The 15,276-nt window shown below is 69.1% G+C and carries 15 protein-coding genes and 6 tRNA genes; 2 read left to right on the top strand and 19 right to left on the bottom strand.

Annotation, left to right across the window (positions count from 1 at the left end):
- Window positions 1-15: 15 nt before the first annotated feature.
- The 5 genes from clpX to K8556_RS03260 all read right to left on the bottom strand — a co-directional run bounded on the left by clpX (window position 16) and on the right by K8556_RS03260 (window position 3,862).
- On the bottom strand, window positions 16-1,299 hold the full coding sequence (gene clpX, locus K8556_RS03280) for an ATP-dependent Clp protease ATP-binding subunit ClpX (RefSeq protein WP_014394869.1): 1,284 nt from the start codon (window positions 1,297-1,299) through the stop codon (window positions 16-18).
- Window positions 1,300-1,531: 232 nt separating this feature from the next.
- Window positions 1,532-2,152: an ATP-dependent Clp endopeptidase proteolytic subunit ClpP gene (clpP, locus tag K8556_RS03275; protein ID WP_223738538.1), complete on the bottom strand. Its 621-nt coding sequence runs from the start codon at window positions 2,150-2,152 to the stop codon at window positions 1,532-1,534.
- A gap of 46 nt (window positions 2,153-2,198) precedes the next feature.
- Entirely contained in the window at window positions 2,199-3,476 is a 1,278-nt protein-coding gene (tig, locus tag K8556_RS03270; RefSeq protein WP_223738537.1) for a trigger factor, read from the bottom strand.
- A 102-nt stretch (window positions 3,477-3,578) separates the two neighbouring features.
- Window positions 3,579-3,660 (bottom strand) — tRNA-Leu (locus K8556_RS03265).
- Window positions 3,661-3,789: 129 nt separating this feature from the next.
- Window positions 3,790-3,862, bottom strand: a tRNA-Lys gene (locus tag K8556_RS03260).
- A 332-nt stretch (window positions 3,863-4,194) separates the two neighbouring features.
- Between K8556_RS03260 and bet the strand changes: the two genes are divergently transcribed.
- Complete coding sequence (gene bet / locus K8556_RS03255) at window positions 4,195-5,277, top strand: phage recombination protein Bet (RefSeq protein ID WP_223738536.1); 1,083 nt, start codon at window positions 4,195-4,197, stop codon at window positions 5,275-5,277.
- Between the two features lie 94 nt (window positions 5,278-5,371).
- Here bet and K8556_RS03250 read toward each other — a convergent pair.
- The 13 genes from K8556_RS03250 to K8556_RS03190 all read right to left on the bottom strand — a co-directional run bounded on the left by K8556_RS03250 (window position 5,372) and on the right by K8556_RS03190 (window position 12,917).
- Window positions 5,372-5,445 (bottom strand) — tRNA-Arg (locus tag K8556_RS03250).
- Between the two features lie 21 nt (window positions 5,446-5,466).
- Window positions 5,467-5,540, bottom strand: a tRNA-His gene (locus K8556_RS03245).
- Window positions 5,541-5,634: 94 nt separating this feature from the next.
- Window positions 5,635-5,708 (bottom strand) — tRNA-Arg (locus K8556_RS03240).
- A 40-nt stretch (window positions 5,709-5,748) separates the two neighbouring features.
- Window positions 5,749-5,822: transfer RNA gene (locus K8556_RS03235), tRNA-Pro, on the bottom strand.
- 71 nt (window positions 5,823-5,893) lie between these two features.
- Window positions 5,894-6,484: an RdgB/HAM1 family non-canonical purine NTP pyrophosphatase gene (gene rdgB / locus K8556_RS03230; RefSeq protein WP_223738535.1), complete on the bottom strand. Its 591-nt coding sequence runs from the start codon at window positions 6,482-6,484 to the stop codon at window positions 5,894-5,896.
- Complete coding sequence (rph, locus tag K8556_RS03225; protein WP_223738534.1) at window positions 6,481-7,185, bottom strand: ribonuclease PH; 705 nt, start codon at window positions 7,183-7,185, stop codon at window positions 6,481-6,483. Before rph ends, rdgB begins: the two co-directional genes overlap by 4 nt.
- A gap of 48 nt (window positions 7,186-7,233) precedes the next feature.
- Entirely contained in the window at window positions 7,234-8,040 is an 807-nt protein-coding gene (locus K8556_RS03220) for an N-acetylmuramoyl-L-alanine amidase (protein ID WP_223738533.1), read from the bottom strand.
- Window positions 8,041-8,106: 66 nt separating this feature from the next.
- Window positions 8,107-9,171 (bottom strand): selenide, water dikinase SelD, encoded by a 1,065-nt coding sequence (gene selD / locus K8556_RS03215; protein WP_223738532.1) that lies wholly within the window; start codon window positions 9,169-9,171, stop codon window positions 8,107-8,109.
- 13 nt (window positions 9,172-9,184) lie between these two features.
- Window positions 9,185-10,129: a DUF4388 domain-containing protein gene (locus K8556_RS03210; RefSeq protein ID WP_223738531.1), complete on the bottom strand. Its 945-nt coding sequence runs from the start codon at window positions 10,127-10,129 to the stop codon at window positions 9,185-9,187.
- A gap of 37 nt (window positions 10,130-10,166) precedes the next feature.
- Complete coding sequence (locus K8556_RS03205) at window positions 10,167-10,889, bottom strand: lipopolysaccharide assembly protein LapB (RefSeq protein WP_223738530.1); 723 nt, start codon at window positions 10,887-10,889, stop codon at window positions 10,167-10,169.
- Between the two features lie 37 nt (window positions 10,890-10,926).
- A complete protein-coding gene (locus K8556_RS03200; protein WP_223738529.1) occupies window positions 10,927-11,631 on the bottom strand; it encodes a hypothetical protein in 705 nt (234 codons plus the stop codon).
- Window positions 11,628-12,398, bottom strand: coding sequence for an outer membrane protein assembly factor BamD (locus tag K8556_RS03195; protein ID WP_223738818.1), 771 nt, complete (start codon window positions 12,396-12,398; stop codon window positions 11,628-11,630). Before K8556_RS03195 ends, K8556_RS03200 begins: the two co-directional genes overlap by 4 nt.
- 12 nt (window positions 12,399-12,410) lie before the next feature.
- The gene (locus K8556_RS03190; protein WP_223738528.1) at window positions 12,411-12,917 is read right to left on the bottom strand and encodes a regulatory protein RecX; all 507 of its coding nucleotides are present in this window, start codon (window positions 12,915-12,917) and stop codon (window positions 12,411-12,413) included.
- Between the two features lie 36 nt (window positions 12,918-12,953).
- Here K8556_RS03190 and K8556_RS03185 point away from each other — a divergent pair, with 36 nt between their 5' ends.
- Complete coding sequence (locus K8556_RS03185; protein ID WP_223738527.1) at window positions 12,954-13,691, top strand: hypothetical protein; 738 nt, start codon at window positions 12,954-12,956, stop codon at window positions 13,689-13,691.
- A gap of 31 nt (window positions 13,692-13,722) precedes the next feature.
- On the opposite strand, the gene K8556_RS03180 is transcribed toward K8556_RS03185, so the two are convergent.
- Window positions 13,723-15,141 (bottom strand): type IV pilus twitching motility protein PilT, encoded by a 1,419-nt coding sequence (locus K8556_RS03180; protein WP_223738526.1) that lies wholly within the window; start codon window positions 15,139-15,141, stop codon window positions 13,723-13,725.
- Window positions 15,142-15,276 lie beyond the last annotated feature (135 nt).

The following is a 15,276-nucleotide window of genomic DNA, read 5'->3' as shown; positions in this document are numbered from 1 at the left end:
AGAGGATGATTCCGCTCAGGCCGATTCCTTCTTCGGCTCTGGTGTCTCCTTGTTGTCCTGCGAGTGCAGGACGACGGGCTCGCTCTTCTTGAGGATGACCTCCTCGGAGATGAGCACCTCGCGGGCCGTCTTGCGGGACGGGATTTCGTACATCACGTCCAGCATGGCCGTCTCCAGGATGGAGCGCAGGCCGCGAGCGCCCGCCTTGCGGCGGATGGCCTCCGACGCGATGGCCTTCAAGGCCCCGTCGGTGAACTTCAGCGACACGCCGTCCAGCTCGAAGAGCTTGCGGTACTGCTTGGTGAGCGCGTTCTTGGGCTCGCCCAGGATGTTCACGAGCGCGCCTTCGTCCAGCTCCTCCAGCGCGGTGATGATGGGCAGGCGGCCGATGAACTCCGGAATCATGCCGAACTTGAGCAGGTCCTCCGGCTCCACGTGCTTGAGCAGCTCGCTGAGGTTGCGCTGCTTGCGCGACTGGATCTCCGCGCCGAAGCCCAGGCTGCGCCCGCCCAGGCGCCGCTCAATCACCTGCTCCAGGCCGCCGAACGCGCCGCCGCAGATGAAGAGGATGTTGGTGGTGTCCACCTGCAGGAACTCCTGCTGCGGGTGCTTGCGGCCACCCTTGGGCGGGACGTTGGCCACCGTGCCTTCGATGATCTTCAAGAGCGCCTGCTGCACGCCCTCGCCGCTCACGTCGCGCGTGATGGAGGGGTTCTCCGACTTGCGGGCGATCTTGTCGATTTCGTCGATGTAGACGATGCCCCGCTGCGCGCGCTCGATGTCGTGGTCCGCGGCCTGGAGCAGGTTGACGATGATGTTCTCCACGTCCTCACCGACGTAGCCGGCCTCCGTGAGGCACGTGGCGTCCGCGATGGTGAAGGGGACGTTGAGGATGCGCGCCAGGGTCTGCGCGAGCAGCGTCTTGCCGGAGCCCGTGGGGCCGAGCAGCAGGATGTTGCTCTTCTGCAGCTCCACGTCGTCCATGGCGACCTTGGACTCGATGCGCTTGTAGTGGTTGTGCACCGCCACGGAGAGCGTCTTCTTCGCGCGCTCCTGGCCCACCACGTACTCGTCCAGCACGGCCTTGATTTCAGAAGGCCGGGGGATGCGCAGCTTGGTGTCCTTGGTCTCCTCGCGGTCGATCTCCTCCGCGATGATGTCGTTGCACAGCCCGATGCACTCGTCGCAGATGTAGACCGTCGGGCCCGCGATGAGCTTCTTCACCTCCTTCTGCGACTTGCCGCAGAAGGAGCAGCAGAGGGTCTGGTTGTCTCGCTTCTCCACGTTCTTACCCGCCATGAAATCCCTCGCTGCGCCTGAAAGGCCCCAACCCGCTTCGCGTCCGGTCCCCTGCTCCCGCCAATCTAGTCAGCCCCCATCCGGAACGTCCACGCACCTTCCGGGTACTTAACAAGGGGAAAATGCCGGTGACGGGAGAAACGAGAAGGCCGGAGGCGCGGGAGAAGATTCCCAGCACCCCCGGCCGCCGACCGGGTGGTTGACGCCCCGGTCCTTTCGGATGTCGGTGTGTCTACTTCTTCTCTTCCGGCTTCACACCCACGACCTTCCGGGGGTCCTGGATGGCGTCGATGATGCCGTACGCCTTCGCCTCCGCGGCGCCCATGAAGTAGTCGCGGTCCGTGTCCTTCTCCACGCGCTCGATCGTCTGTCCGGTGTGCTTGACGATGAGCTCGTTGAGCTTGGCCTTCATGCGAAGGATTTCACGGGCCTGGATTTCGATGTCCGTCGCCTGACCGCGCGCGCCACCGAGCGGCTGGTGGATCATGATGCGGCTGGAGGGCAGCGAGTAGCGCTTGCCCTTCGCGCCGGCGAGCAGCAGCACGGCGCCCATGGAGGCCGCCTGCCCCACGCAGATGGTGGAGACGGGCGCCTTGACGTACTGCATCGTGTCGTAGATGGCCAAACCGGCCGTCACGGAGCCACCGGGCGAGTTGATGTAGAGGTTGATGTCCTTGTCCGGGTCTTCCGACTCCAGGAACAGGAGCTGGGCGACGATGGCGTTGGCCACGTCATCGTCGATCTCCGTTCCCAGCATGACGATGCGGTCCTTCAGGAGCCGGCTGTAGATGTCGTACGAGCGCTCACCCCGGTGGGTCTGCTCGATGACGTAGGGGACGGGCATGAAGGGCATGTCGGATGGACCTCTAGAAGGGACTCAGGTGCCTTGAAGGAAAGCCTCAAGAATACTTCGCCCGGCCCTTGAGGAATTCAATCGTCTTTTCCTCGCGAAGTCGCAGAGACAACCCAAGGCGCTCGTCCGGGCCCTTGAAGTACTTCTTCACCTGGGCGACCGGCTGGTTGGCCTCGATGGCCAGGTCCTCGATGCGCTTCTCCACGTCCTCGTCGGACGCCTGGATGTTCTGCTGCTGGGCAATGGCCTCGAAGAGCAGCGTGCCCTTCACCTCGAGGGTGGCCTTCTCCCGCATCTCGTCGCGCAGGCGGTTGAAGTCCAGGCCGAGCTGGCGCGGGTCGATGCCCTGGCGCTGCATCTGGCGGAAGGCGCCCTCCATCATGGAGTCGATGGCGCGCTCCACCATGGCGCGGGGCACGTCGAACGGGTTCTTCTCCAGGAGCGCTTTGATGAGGCCGTCGCGCTCGTCCACGGTGGCCTGGTTCTTCTTGGCCTTCTCCAGGTCCGAGCGCACATTGGCGCGCAGCTCGTCCACCGTCTGCGCGACGCCGGTCTGCTTGGCGAAGTCGTCGTTGAGCTCCGGCACCACCGGCTTCTTCAGCTCCTTGACGGTGATGTGGAAGACGGCCGTCTTCCCGCGGACCTCTTCGGCCTGGTAGTCCTGGGCGAAGGTGTACTCCACGTCCTTGGACTCGCCGACCTTCACGCCCGCGAGCTGCGGGATGTTGCCCTGGATGAGGTCGCCGTCCTGCACGCGCACGCCAATGCCGTCCGCCTTGCTGCCGGGGAACGCATTGCCGTCCACCTTCGCCTCGAAGTCGATGGTGACCTGGTCGCCCTGGGCCGCGGTGTCGCGGTCGGTGACGGGCTCGATGCGGCCCAGGTTCTGGCGCATGTTCTCGATCTGCTGGTTCACCGCGTCGTCCGCGACGGCGGTGTCCACCTTCGTGAGCGCCAGGCCCTCGAAGTCCTTGGCCTCCACCTTCGGCTTCACCTCCACGCGCGCCTCGAAGCTGAAGGGGGCGCCGGGCTTGAGACCGGAGTTGGTGACCTGGGGCGAGGCGACGGCCTCCACCTTGTGCTCGCGCACGGCGTCCAGGTAGGCGCGCTGCACGACGCGCTGGATGACGTCGTCCTCCACCTGCTCGCGGTACTTCTGCTCGAGGATGCGGCGGGGGACCTTGCCCTGACGGAAGCCGGGCAGGCGCACCTGGCCGCTGAGCGCGGTGTACGCGCGGTTGAGCTCCTCAGAAACGCGGGCGGAGTCGACCTCGATGGAGAGCTTCTTCTCGATGGGAGAGAGCTCTTCGACCTGGACCTTCATGCGGGCCTCGCTCGCCGCCTCCACGGGCTGTGCGTCCCGGGGCGGCAACCGGAAAGTGGGACGTGGGCTTTAGGGGATAGGCACGAACGGGTCAACGCGAAATGGGCGAGGAGGGACTCGAACCCTCACACCTTGCGGTACCAGATCCTAAGTCTGGCGCGTCTACCAGTTTCGCCACCCGCCCGACGCGTCGTGCGACCGTCCTACCGCGAAACGTCCGTGGGGGACAGGGGCTTTCCGGCGCGCGCTTCCGGGCCAGGGAGCGCCGGAAAAGACACAGGGCCCCTTCCGTTTCCAGAAGGGGCCCTGCGAGTGAGAGCGGAGGGAATCGAACCCACAACCTATGGATTAAGAGTCCATTGCTCTGCCAATTGAGCTACGCTCCCGGTTTTGCGTTCGGCCGCGTTGGCTGCGCGACGTCCGAGGTGGCGCGGTGAATACCGGGCGCCGCCTGTCCTGTCAAAACGTTTTTGCACACCCCTTCCATTCTCCGCGTTGGAACCGGATGCCCGGCGTGCGGCCGGCCGTCCCCACGACCGGGAAGCGATGCGAAGGGTCGGCCCGGCTCGCATGTTGATCCACGCCGCGGTTCGCGCTGCAGGCCTGTAGCAGGGACCCTTCCGGGCCCCTGCCCCACCGGTCGTGCGTCGTGAGCCCGGGCAACCATGTGGGCGGGCGAGGGTCGTCCGCCTTTTCGAGCAGGGCCGGAGACACAGTGATGGATGCGAATGTGAAGGCGGATGGAACGGCGTCGCCGCAGGGCGCGGCCTGGAACCGGGAGCGGGTGGACCTGGTGAAGCGGACCATCTGCCCGCGGGGAATCAGCGAGGACGAGTTCGCCCTCTTCATCGAGCAGTGCAAGCGCAGCGGGTTGGATCCGCTCCTCAAGGAAGCGTTCTGCGTGGCGCGCCGGCAGAACGTGGGCAACCGCGAGCGGCCCAACTGGGTGACGAAGTACGAGTTCCAGCCCTCCGAGGCGGGGATGCTCGCCCGGGCGGAGCGCTTTCCGGACTTCAAGGGCATCCAGGCGAGCGCGGTGTTCGCCGAGGACGAAATCGTGGTGGACCAGGGCAAGGGCGAGGTGGTGCACCGCTTCAACCCGGCCAAGCGCAAGGGCGCCCTGGTGGGTGCCTGGTCGCGCGTGGTGCGCGAGGGGAAGCTGCCCGTGGTCGTGTGGCTGGACTTCTCCGGCTACGTCCAGCAGACGCCGCTGTGGGCCAAGATTCCCACGACGATGATTGAAAAGTGCGCGCGCGTGGCGGCGCTGCGCAAGGCGTACCCGGAGGCCTTCGGCGGACTGTACGTGCGCGAGGAGATGCCGGCCGAGGAGTACGACGCGCACGACGAGCCCGCGCCCGCCTCCGGCGCCTACGAGGTGCTGGGCTCGAAGCCGGGCCCGGTGAAGGCGTCCTTCCCCACCCTGGCTCCGGCGCCCACGGAGGCGCCCAAGGCGGTGGAGACGGCGCGGACTCCGGAGAAGGAGGAGGCGCGGCTGGACGTGGACGTGCCGCTGGCGCCGGCCAAGACGGTGGCGGCGGTGCCCGTGGCCCAGACGCCGGAGCGCCCGAAGGCGAGCGCGGTGGTGGTGGCGTTCGGCCCGCACAAGGGCAAGACGACGTCCGAGCTGTCCGACGACGAGCTGAGCGAGACCATCGACCTGGCGCACGAGAAGCTGATGGAGCAGCCCCGGGCCAAGTGGGCGAAGGCCATGCGCGAGAACCTCACCGCGCTGGAGGCGGAGACGGAGCTGCGCTGCCAGGTGCCCACGGCGAAGAACGGGGCCGCGAACCCGGACGCCTGAAGTCCCGCGTGAGCGCGAAATGAACAACGCCCGCGTCCCGGAACAGGGGCGCGGGCGTTTCGCTTTCACACCAGGAAGGGGCTGGGAAAGGGTGTGCGCCCAGAGGGACTTGAACCCCCAACCCTCGGCTTCGAAGGCCGATGCTCTATCCAGTTGAGCTATAGGCGCGACAGGAAGCGAGAGAAGAAGGGCGAATGACCGGGATCGAACCGGCAACCTCCGGAGTCACAGTCCGGCGCTCTAACCAGTTGAGCTACATTCGCCGTCACTTCACACGTCACGGCTTTGGAAAGCGGCGGTCTCCTACCGTGGAAACCGGAGCCGTTCAAGGCCCAAAACCATCTGCCAGCAGATTTGCGCCCCAGGCAGGGCTCGAACCTGCGACCCCCGACTTAGAAGGTCGGTGCTCTATCCAGCTGAGCTACTGGAGCTGGTCGACAACAACGCTGCTGAAACCCACGGCACTTCAAGTCGGGGCGAGAGGATTTGAACCTCCGACCCCCTGCGCCCAAGGCAGGTGCGCTACCAGGCTGCGCTACGCCCCGAGAAGTGCTGCATTCTTCGCCTAACGCGGACGGACGCGCAAGCTTGCTGTTCCTGACGCCCGCCCGCCCGGTCAGAGCGCCAACAGATGGCGCCGCATCAACTGGAAGGCCCGGGCCCGGTGCGACACCCGCGACTTCTCCTCCGGCGCCAGCTCCGCCATGGAGCGCCCGCCCTCCCCCTCCACCTGGAACACGGGGTCGTAGCCGAAGCCGTTCGCGCCCTTCGGCGCCCGAAGGATGACGCCCTCGCAGCGGCCCACCTCCACCCGGGCCTCGTCACCCCTCCCCGTCACCAGCGCCAGGGCGCAGCGGAAGGAGGCGGTGCGCCGCTCCTCCGGCACGTCCGCCAGGTCCGCGAGGAGCTTCTCGTACCGGTCCTTGTCGCTCCCCGGCGCGTAGCGGGCGGAGTGCACGCCGGGCCGCCCGTCCAGCGCGTCCACGCACAGCCCGGAGTCGTCCGCCAGCGCGGGCAGCCCGGTGGCCTTCGAGTACTCGCGGGCCTTCTTCACCGCGTTCTCCTCGAAGGTGGCGCCGTCCTCCACGGGCTCCGGCACGGGGGGCAGGTCCTTGAGGGACACCACCTCCACCGCGTCGCCCACGAGCGCGCGCAATTCGCGCAGCTTGCCGGCGTTGCCCGTGGCGAAGAGCAGCTTCGGCTTCATCCCAGCACCTTCGCCTGCGCGGCGGCGAGCTGCTGGATGGCGGCCAGGCCTCCGTCCAGCATCGCGTCCATCGACTTGCGGTCGAAGAGCTTGTGCTCGGCGGTGCCCTGCACCTCCACGATGCGGCCGTCGCCCGTGGCCACCAGGTTCAGGTCCACCTCCGCGGTGGAGTCCTCGTCGTAGTCCAGGTCCACGCGCACCTCGCCGTTCACCACGCCCACGGACACCGCGGCCAGCGGCGTGAGGCCCTTCAACAGGCCCGGCTTGTTGAGCGAGCGCATGGCCAGCACCAGCGCCACGTACGCGCCGGTGATGGACGCGGTGCGCGTGCCGCCGTCCGCCTGGATGACGTCACAGTCCAGCGTGAAGGTGCGCACGCCCAGCGCCTGCAGGTCCACCGACGCGCGCAGCGCGCGGCCGATGAGCCGCTGGATCTCCATGGTGCGGCCGGACTGCTTGCCCTTGGCGGCCTCGCGCGAGCCGCGGGTGTGCGTGGCGCGCGGGAGCATGCCGTACTCGGCCGTCACCCAGCCCGAGCCCTTGCCCATCAGGTGCGGCGGGACGCGGTCCTCCACCGAACAGGTGACGAGCACCTTGGTGTGGCCGAACTCCACCTGGACGGAGCCCTCCGCGTAGCGGTTGACGTTGGGCGTGAGGGTGACGGGCCGGAGGTCCAGCGCACCACGGTTGAAGGAACGCACGAGGGAAGGCTCCTGACAGGGAGGGACGGGCGAAGCCCCCACGCTTTATCAGGGCGCGGTGGATCCAGCCACCGGTTGCGAGGGCGAGGAGTCCCGCCGCCGCGTCTCCCGGAGGAAGGCCTGCACCCCGTCCGCGATGGCCTCCGCCAGCGTCTCCTGGTACGCCGCCTTCCCCAGCCGCGCGCCCTCCTGCGGGTGGGAGATGAAGCCCACTTCAATCAGCACCGCCGGCGCCTCCACGCCCGTGAGGACGAAGAAGGGCGCCTGCTGCACGCCCCGGTCCGCCGCGCCGCTCCTGGACACGAGGCGCGGGTGGATGGCGTAGGCCAGCCGGGACGCGTCCGAGTGCGCCTCCGTGCGCGCCAGGTCATCCAGGATGAAGGCCAGCGTGGAGTGTCCCCGCGCCGCGCGGGCCGTGGGGGCCTCGGCGTTCTCCCGGTCCGCCACCGCGCGCGCCGCCTCACCGGAGGCGTTGGCGGAGAGGAAGTACGTCTCGATGCCCTCGGTGCGCTCGCGCAGCCGCTTCGTGGGCATGGAGTTGGCGTGGATGGAGAGGAAGAGGTCCGGCCGCTGGATGTTGGAGAACTCCACCCGCTCCGACAGCGCCATCAGCGTGTCGCGCTCGCGCGTGAGGAACACCTCGCTGCCCGCGGCCTCCAGCTTCTCGCGCAGGCGCTGGGCAATCTGGAGCGCGACCTCCTTCTCCCAGAGCGCGCCGGGCCCCTTCGCGCCCTCCTTCGCCCCGCCATGTCCCGGGTCGATGACGATGCGCGCCCCGCGCTCCCCCGCTCCGGCGAGGGCCGGCAGGAGACACGCGAGCACGGGGAGGAAGAGGGGGAAGCGGCGCGGCGACATTCGCGCCGGGATGTTAGCGGAGGCCCGGCCCGGAGGCGAAATCCGCTCCCGGGCGCCAGCGCGCCTTCAGCCGATGACGTCGATGCCGGGGCGGCCCGCCTGCACTTCGCCGATGAGGGCCGCGTCCACGCCCGCCTTCTCCAGCGCCTGGAGGGCCTTGAGCGCGTGGCGCGCGGGCACGCTGGCCAACAGGCCGCCGTTGGTCTGCGCGTCCGCGAGCAGCCACTGGATGTGCTCCGGCAGCCCCTCCGGGAACGTGACCTGCTTCTTCACGTGCGCGAGGTTCGTCTTCGTGCCGCCCGGAATCACGCCGGCCTCCGCCAGCGCGGGCACCTCCGCGATGAGCGGGATGCGCTCCAGGTCCACCGCCGCGCGCGTCTTCGCGCCGTTCATCATCTCCAGGAGGTGGCCCAGGAGGCCGAAGCCCGTCACGTCCGTGAGCGCGTTCACCTTGAAGGCGCCCGACGCGAACACCTCGCCGGCGGCCTTGTTGAGCGTGGCCATCTGCGCCGTCACGCGCTTCGTGAGCTGCTTGGACGCGAGCCCCCGCTTGATGGCGGTGGTGGCGATGCCCGTGCCCACCGGCTTGGTGAGCAGCAGCACGTCCCCCGGCTTCGCGCCCGCGTTGGTGAGCACCTTCTTCGGGTGCACCACGCCGGTGACGGCCATGCCGAACTTGGGCTCCGGGTCGCGGATGCTGTGGCCGCCGAGGATGGGGATGCCCGCCTCGTCCGCCTTGGACTGGCCGCCCGCCAGAATCTTCTGCAGCGTCTTGAGCGGCAGCTCGTCCGGGAAGCACACCAGGTTGAGCGCGAACAGCGGCTTCGCGCCCATGGCCCAGATGTCCGACAGCGCGTTGGCCGCGGCGATGGCGCCGAACTGGAACGGGTCGTCCACGAGCGGCGGGAAGAAGTCCACCGTCTCCACCACCGCCATGCCCGGCGCCACCTGGTACACGGCGGCGTCGTCGTTGGTGTTGAAGCCCACCAGGGCCCGGGGGTGGGACGCCGCCCCCTTGAGCCCGCCCAGGACCGTGGCCAGGTCCCCCGCCTTGAGCTTCGCCGCGCAGCCCGCGCAGTGGCTCATCTCCGTGAGGCGCTTCTTCGGCGCCACCGGCTTCGCACCCGCCATGATGTTCCCCGCCCTACTCCGCGCGCACGTAGTCGCGCTTCATGAGCTGCACCACCGTCTCGGCGGTGAGCACGTCGTCGCCGTCCGAGTGGTCCAGCACCCCGCCCAGCGAGCCGTGGTTGTGCACCAGTTGCAGCACGTCCAGCAGCTCCGGCGTCAGTTCCTTCAAGGGCGCCGTCATGGGCTGCGCGAGGCGCAGCGCCGTGGCCATGGGCGGCAGGTTCGGCTGCAGGCGCTTGAACTCGTCCAACTGCCGCAGGGCGTCCATCAGGAGCGCTTCGGTGGAGGAGTCCAGCTCCACCATGAACTCCTGCGTGTCCGCGGGGCGCAGTTCGAAGTCACCCTCTTCCCAGGTGACGATGCGGTTGAAGCTCTTCTGCGGGCCCAGGTTGTGGTTGTCGTCGATGACCGCGTAGTACACGCGGCCCTGGCGCAGGTAGATCTTCCCCTCGTGGGCGTTGTTCACCACGAGCACGCCGTTCTTCTTGGACGTGTGGAAGAGCTGGAGCAGGTCCGGGAGGGGGATCTCTTCAATCTTCCCCGTCATGGAGCTGGCCTTGGTGGTGCGCGCGGCCTGGGCGGCGGCGGCCTCCTCCAGCTTCTGCTTCACGACGCTCTCGTCCACCGGCGCGCTCTCCGCGCCCTGGTGCACGAGCTTGAGGATGGAGGTCCCGATGAGGATGCGGTCCCCCTCCTTCAGCTTGGCCTGCTTGACCTTCTCGCCGTTGACGAAGGTGCCGTTGGTGGACCCCAGGTCCTCGATGGTGATGGCTCCGTCGGAGAACAGGATCTTCGCGTGCTTGCGCGAGACCATGTCCTCCACCAGCACCATGTCCAACTCGCTCGACCGTCCGACGACGATCTGCTTGTTGGCCTTCAGCGGGAACTCACCGCCCTGGTACTTCCCGGAGATGAACTTGAGGGCAAAGGACTTCGCCGTACCGCCAGGAGTGCTCACGGTGCCGCGACCTCGATGATGGAAGTTGCCATGGTGCTCAACCCGTCACTTCCGCCTTCCCCGGGTCCTTCACCAGGTTGAGGTACATCTGCGCGCTCTTGTTGCCGGGGCTGCGCACGAGCACGTCTTCCCAGACCTTCACCGCCTCGTCACGGCGACCCGCCGTGTACAGGGCGATTCCATAGTTGATCCGTCCAGGAATGTACGACGGATTCTGCGCGATGACCTGCTCGTACTCCGCCAGGGCCGCCGCGTTGTCACCTGCGTCCCGGAGGGCGTTGCCCAGCTTCAGGCGGATGTCCACGAACTCCGGGAAGTGGGCCAGCGCGCGGCGGTACTCTTCAATGGCCTTGGGCCACACGCCGCTGGAGGCGAACACGTCGCCGATGTCGGCGTACATGTTGGCCACCTTCTTCATGACGTAGGGGTCGAGCTCGCCGGGGGCGCCCTTCTGGCGGGACAAGGCGGCCTGGTAGACCTCCTTCGCCTCCGCGTACTTCCCCATGTCGTTGTAGATGACCGCCAGGTTGAGCGCGGCCTCGGTGTACGCGGGGTTGAGCCGCAGCGCGGACTCGAAGGCCCGCTGCGCCCGGGCGAACTGGCCCTGGTCGTGGTAGATGATGCCGAGCATGTTGTAGACGTCGGCGAAGGTCGGATTCTGCTCGACCACCTTCGTCAAGAACTGCTCGGCCTGGGCGTACTGCTTCTTCTCGAAGGAGCCGCGCCCGAGGGTCAGTAGCTGCTTGAGGGCTTCGTCCATGACTCGGCCCGCGCGGGCCCCTGCCTCCTCGGGAAGCCTACATCAGCCCGGGCGAAAACAAGAATTGATCGCCCTCGCGCACCAGCAAAAGCGGCCGCTCGCCCCGGGTGTCCACCGGCCGGGCCGGAAGGTCTCCCTCCACCCGGTAGTGCTCCGTCACCGTCACCTCGTCCCGCTCCAGCCGGGCGTACCACGCCTGGGCCGTCAGCCGCCTCCTGCCCAGGGGGGCGACCTCCGCCCACGTCGGGCCCGCGCCGCCGTCCCCTCCCGGACCCGCCAGCCGTGACAGCGCCTCCGGCCGGCCCTGCGCCAGGGCCTGCCGCCGCGCCTCCAGCGCCGCCACCACCGCCACCAGCCGGGGCGCCACGGAGGACTCGGGCCTCCACCGGCCGGACGCGCGGGTGAAGGGGACCACCTCCACGCCCGCGGTGCTGACGGTGGTGGCGCCCAGCGCGCCGTCGAAGTCCAGCGTGGCGAAGGCCTCCGCGCGCTGGCCGTCCGGCGCCACGGACACGGAGATGCGCGCGTACTGGAGCTTCCGGGAGACGAGCGGGGCCGGGGCTCCGGGCACGGGCAGGGACACGCCGTCGTGCTCGGCCTGCTTCAGGGTGGTGATGATCTCCGCCTCCGGCCCGGCCGCGGCGCCCAGCAGGCGCGAGCCCAGGAACAGGAGGACGATGGCGGCGGCGAGCACGGCGATGCCGATGCCCCCCAGCCGGCCCCAGTCCTCCGAGCGCCTCACGAGCCCAGCATCTTCTGGGCACGCTGGGCGGCGGGCGTGCCCGGCAGGCGCTTGAGGACTTCCTTCAGCGTGTTCTGCGCGCGCTCCGTGTCGTTGAGCTTCACGTACGCGTTGTGGAGGTCGAAGAGGGCCTCCTCCTCCAGCGGCGTGCCCGGGTAGTCCTTGAGCAGCCCCTCCAGGCGCTGGGCCACGGCCTTCCAGCGCTCGCGCTTCGCGTAGAAGGACGCGACGTACAGCTCATGGCGCGCCAGGCGCTGCTTGGCATCATCCCGGTGCGCCGTGGCGTCCTTCACGTACTGCGAGTTCGGGTACTCGCGCAGGAAGATGTTCATGGCCCGGAGCGCGTCGTACATGGGCTTCTGCTCCTTCTCGTAGGAAGGCGGCAGGGCGAAGAACTCCGAGGGGAACTCCTCCACGTAGGACAGCGCCGCGCGGTAGGCGGCGTAGTCCACCTTGGGGTGCGTGGGGTGCAGCCGCATGAAGGAGTCGAACTTCTCGCGCGCCTCCGGGTACATCTCCCGGGCCATGTCCAGGTCCCCCAGCTTCAGCTCCGCCTCGCGGGCGGCCTCCAGGTAGGGGAACTTGGTGCGGACGTGGTCGAAGTACTTCTCCGCCTTGAGGTAGTCCTTGTCCTCCAGCGCGGCCTCGCCCAGGGCCAGGTTCTCCGCGGCCATGGTGGCGTAGTCGGGCTCGCCCACGGGCCCCGCGGTGAGGGCGGCACAGGCGGACAACATCAGGGCGGACAGGACGAGGACGACGGAGCGCATCACGCCCCCAAACTATTCGTCCTGCCCGGAGGGGTCCAGCGAAGGTTCTCCCACCAGCCGGGTCACGATGTCCGGCGCGAAACCCCGGCTGAGCAGGAGCCGCCCTGCCCTCGCCTGCTCCTTCGCGTCCAGCGGGCGGCCGGCCAGGCGCCGGCGCTCCAGCACCTGCCGGGCGGCGGCCACCGCGTCGAAGCCCACCGCGTCCTTCGCCTCGGAGAGCGCCCGCCGCGCCTCCGTGCCCTCCAGCCCGTGGGCCTGCAGCCGCTGGAGCACCGCCCGGGGGCCCAGCTTGCCCCTGCCCAGCAGGGCCTGGGCGCGTTCACGCGCGAACTTCGCGTCGTCCAGGTAGCCCCACTCCGCGAGGCGCGCGAGCACCGCGTCGCGGACGGACTCCGGGTAGCCCTTGCGCTCCAGGGCGAGCGTCAGCTCATGCCGGCTGCGGCCGCGCGCCTTGAGCAGGCGCAGGCAGGCGTCGGTGGCGCGCTGGACAGCCTCGGGGCCTTCGGGCTCGTCAACCATCGCGGAGTCCCTACCATGTGGTAACAGGCCTTCGCCATGCACCCCATCCTCGCCCGCTTCCTCACCGCAGACGCCGCCAGGGAAACGCTCCGCAAGGAGAAGGCCGGCGAAGCGCTGACTCCGGAGGAGCAGCACTTCGTGGCCGCCGCGGACGCCAACCCCAAGCAGAAGGCCATGCTGCTGGGCGTGAGCGGACGCGCGCTGTCCTCCGACGCCCAGGCCGCGCTGGTGCTGCTGGCCGCGCACGCCGCCGCCCGCGCGCTCACGCAGGACGAGTCCCTGTCCGCCGCGACGCAGAAGGCGCGCGAGGCGCTGAAGGAGGAGGGCGCGAGCGACGAGGAGTCGGACGCCTTCCTCGCGTCCATCCTGCTGGAGGAGGCCTTCGGCTACGAGCAGGAGGTGGACAGCTTCGACGCGGACTACGTGAAGGAGTCCCTGGGCGAGGTGCCCGCCCTGGCCGCGCTGTCCAAGGAGTCCGTGGACGCGCTGTTCCTCGCGTTCGCCAAGGCCGCGCCCAACGACGCGGACCGCAAGGCGCGCGAGCACATGGCGCGGGCGCTGTTCGACATCGCGTGGGCGGAGGGCCCCACGTCCATCAACCCGGAGCACCTGGAGACGCTGCTCGACAACGAGGTCGTCCAGGAGTCCGACGAGGTGCAGGACGCGCGCGTGCGCGCCACCGTGTCGCTGCTCCAGACGCTGGCGCACCAGGGCCTCATCGGGCCCATGCGCCTCACCCGGCTGCGCGCGCAGTTGGGGGACGACGACGCCTGAGGCGGCGCCCTCCCCCTTCGCGCCGGGCTTCCTAGAAGCGTTCGATCTGGAAGTCGTCGTCACCGCCGGCCGCCGGAGCGGGCGCGGCCACCGGGGCGGGCGTGGGCGGACGGGCCGCCACCTGCGGAGGCAGCGGCCGGCCCTGGACGACGCCGGGCGGCGGGGTGGCGGGACGCGGCGCCGCGACGCCGGGCGGAGGCGTCATGGGCCGGGCGGCCATGGGCGCTCCGGGGCGCGGGGCCTGGGGCACCGGCGCGGGCGTGGGCGCCATCGGGGCCGCCTGGGTGGGCGCGCCCTTCTGCGCGAAGGACTGCGAGCCCGGGATGGGCCGCTCCTCGCCGGCCTTGGCGTCGAAGGCGTCCCACTTCGAGTCGGACGTGCCGCTGATGCCGGAGAAGCGCAGCGCGAAGTCGTCCGGGTTGCTGGCCTGGCGGTGGGCCTCCTCGTAGGTGACCAGCCCGTTGCGCACCAGGCTCATCAGCGACTGGTCGAAGGTCTGCATCCCGTAGGAGTCCGTGCCCTGCGAGATGGCGTCGTGGATCTCCTTCGTGCGGTCCTTGTCTTCAATCAGCTCGCGCACGCGCGCGGTGACGCGCAGCACCTCCACCGCCGCCACGCGGCCCTTGCCGTCCGCGCGCGGCACCAGGCGCTGGCTCACGACGCCGCGGAGCACGCTGGAGAGCTGCAGGCGCACCTGCTTCTGCTGGTGCGGGGGGAACGCGGACACGATGCGGTTGATGGTCTCCGTGGCGTCCAGCGTGTGCAGCGTGGACATCACCAGGTGGCCCGTCTCCGCGGCGTGGAGCGCCGTTTCGATGGTCTCGTGGTCGCGCATTTCGCCCACCAGGATGACGTCCGGGTCCTGGCGCAGCGCGGACTTCAGGGCCTGCGAGAAGCTCATCGTGTCCACACCCACTTCGCGCTGGTTCACGATGGAGCGCTTGTCGCGGATGAGGAACTCGATGGGGTCCTCGATGGTCATGATGTGGTTGGTTTCGTTGGAGTTGATGTAGTCGATCATCGCCGCCAACGTGGTGGACTTGCCGGAGCCCGTGGTGCCCGTCACCAGCACCAGGCCGCGCTCCTCGCCGCACACCTTCTCCAGCACCGTGGGCAACAGCAGGTCCTTCATCGTCATCACCTTGAAGGGGATGACGCGGAGCACGGCGCCCACCGTGCCGCGCTGCTGGAAGACGTTCACGCGGAAGCGGCCCAGGCCCGGCACGCCGTAGGCCAGGTCCACCTCGTTGCTGACCTTGAACTTCTCCTTCTGGAACTCGTTCATGATGCCGAACGCCATGCGCGCCACCTCTTCCGGGGGCAGGCGGCGGCCGTCCTTGAGCGGCACCAGCGAACCATCCACGCGGAACATGGGCGGCAGGCCCGCCTTCAGGTGGATGTCGGAGGCTCCGCCGCGCAGGGCGATCTGCAGGATTTCGTTGAGTTCCATGAGGGTGTCCGGATGGTAGCAGAACGCCCCCGCGCATCGCGACGGGGCACGGCCCACCCGCTTGCCCGCAAAGCACGACGGCGGAGGCTTCCCGAAGGAAACCCCCGCCGACGAACGGCCGCAGAGCGGGCCGGC

Origin of the sequence: Corallococcus sp. AS-1-12, assembly GCF_020036995.1 — a bacterium.
Taxonomy (GTDB): Bacteria; Myxococcota; Myxococcia; order Myxococcales; family Myxococcaceae; genus Corallococcus.
Note: the sequence above shows the minus strand (reverse complement) of the source record. Positions and strands in the feature narration are given on the sequence as shown.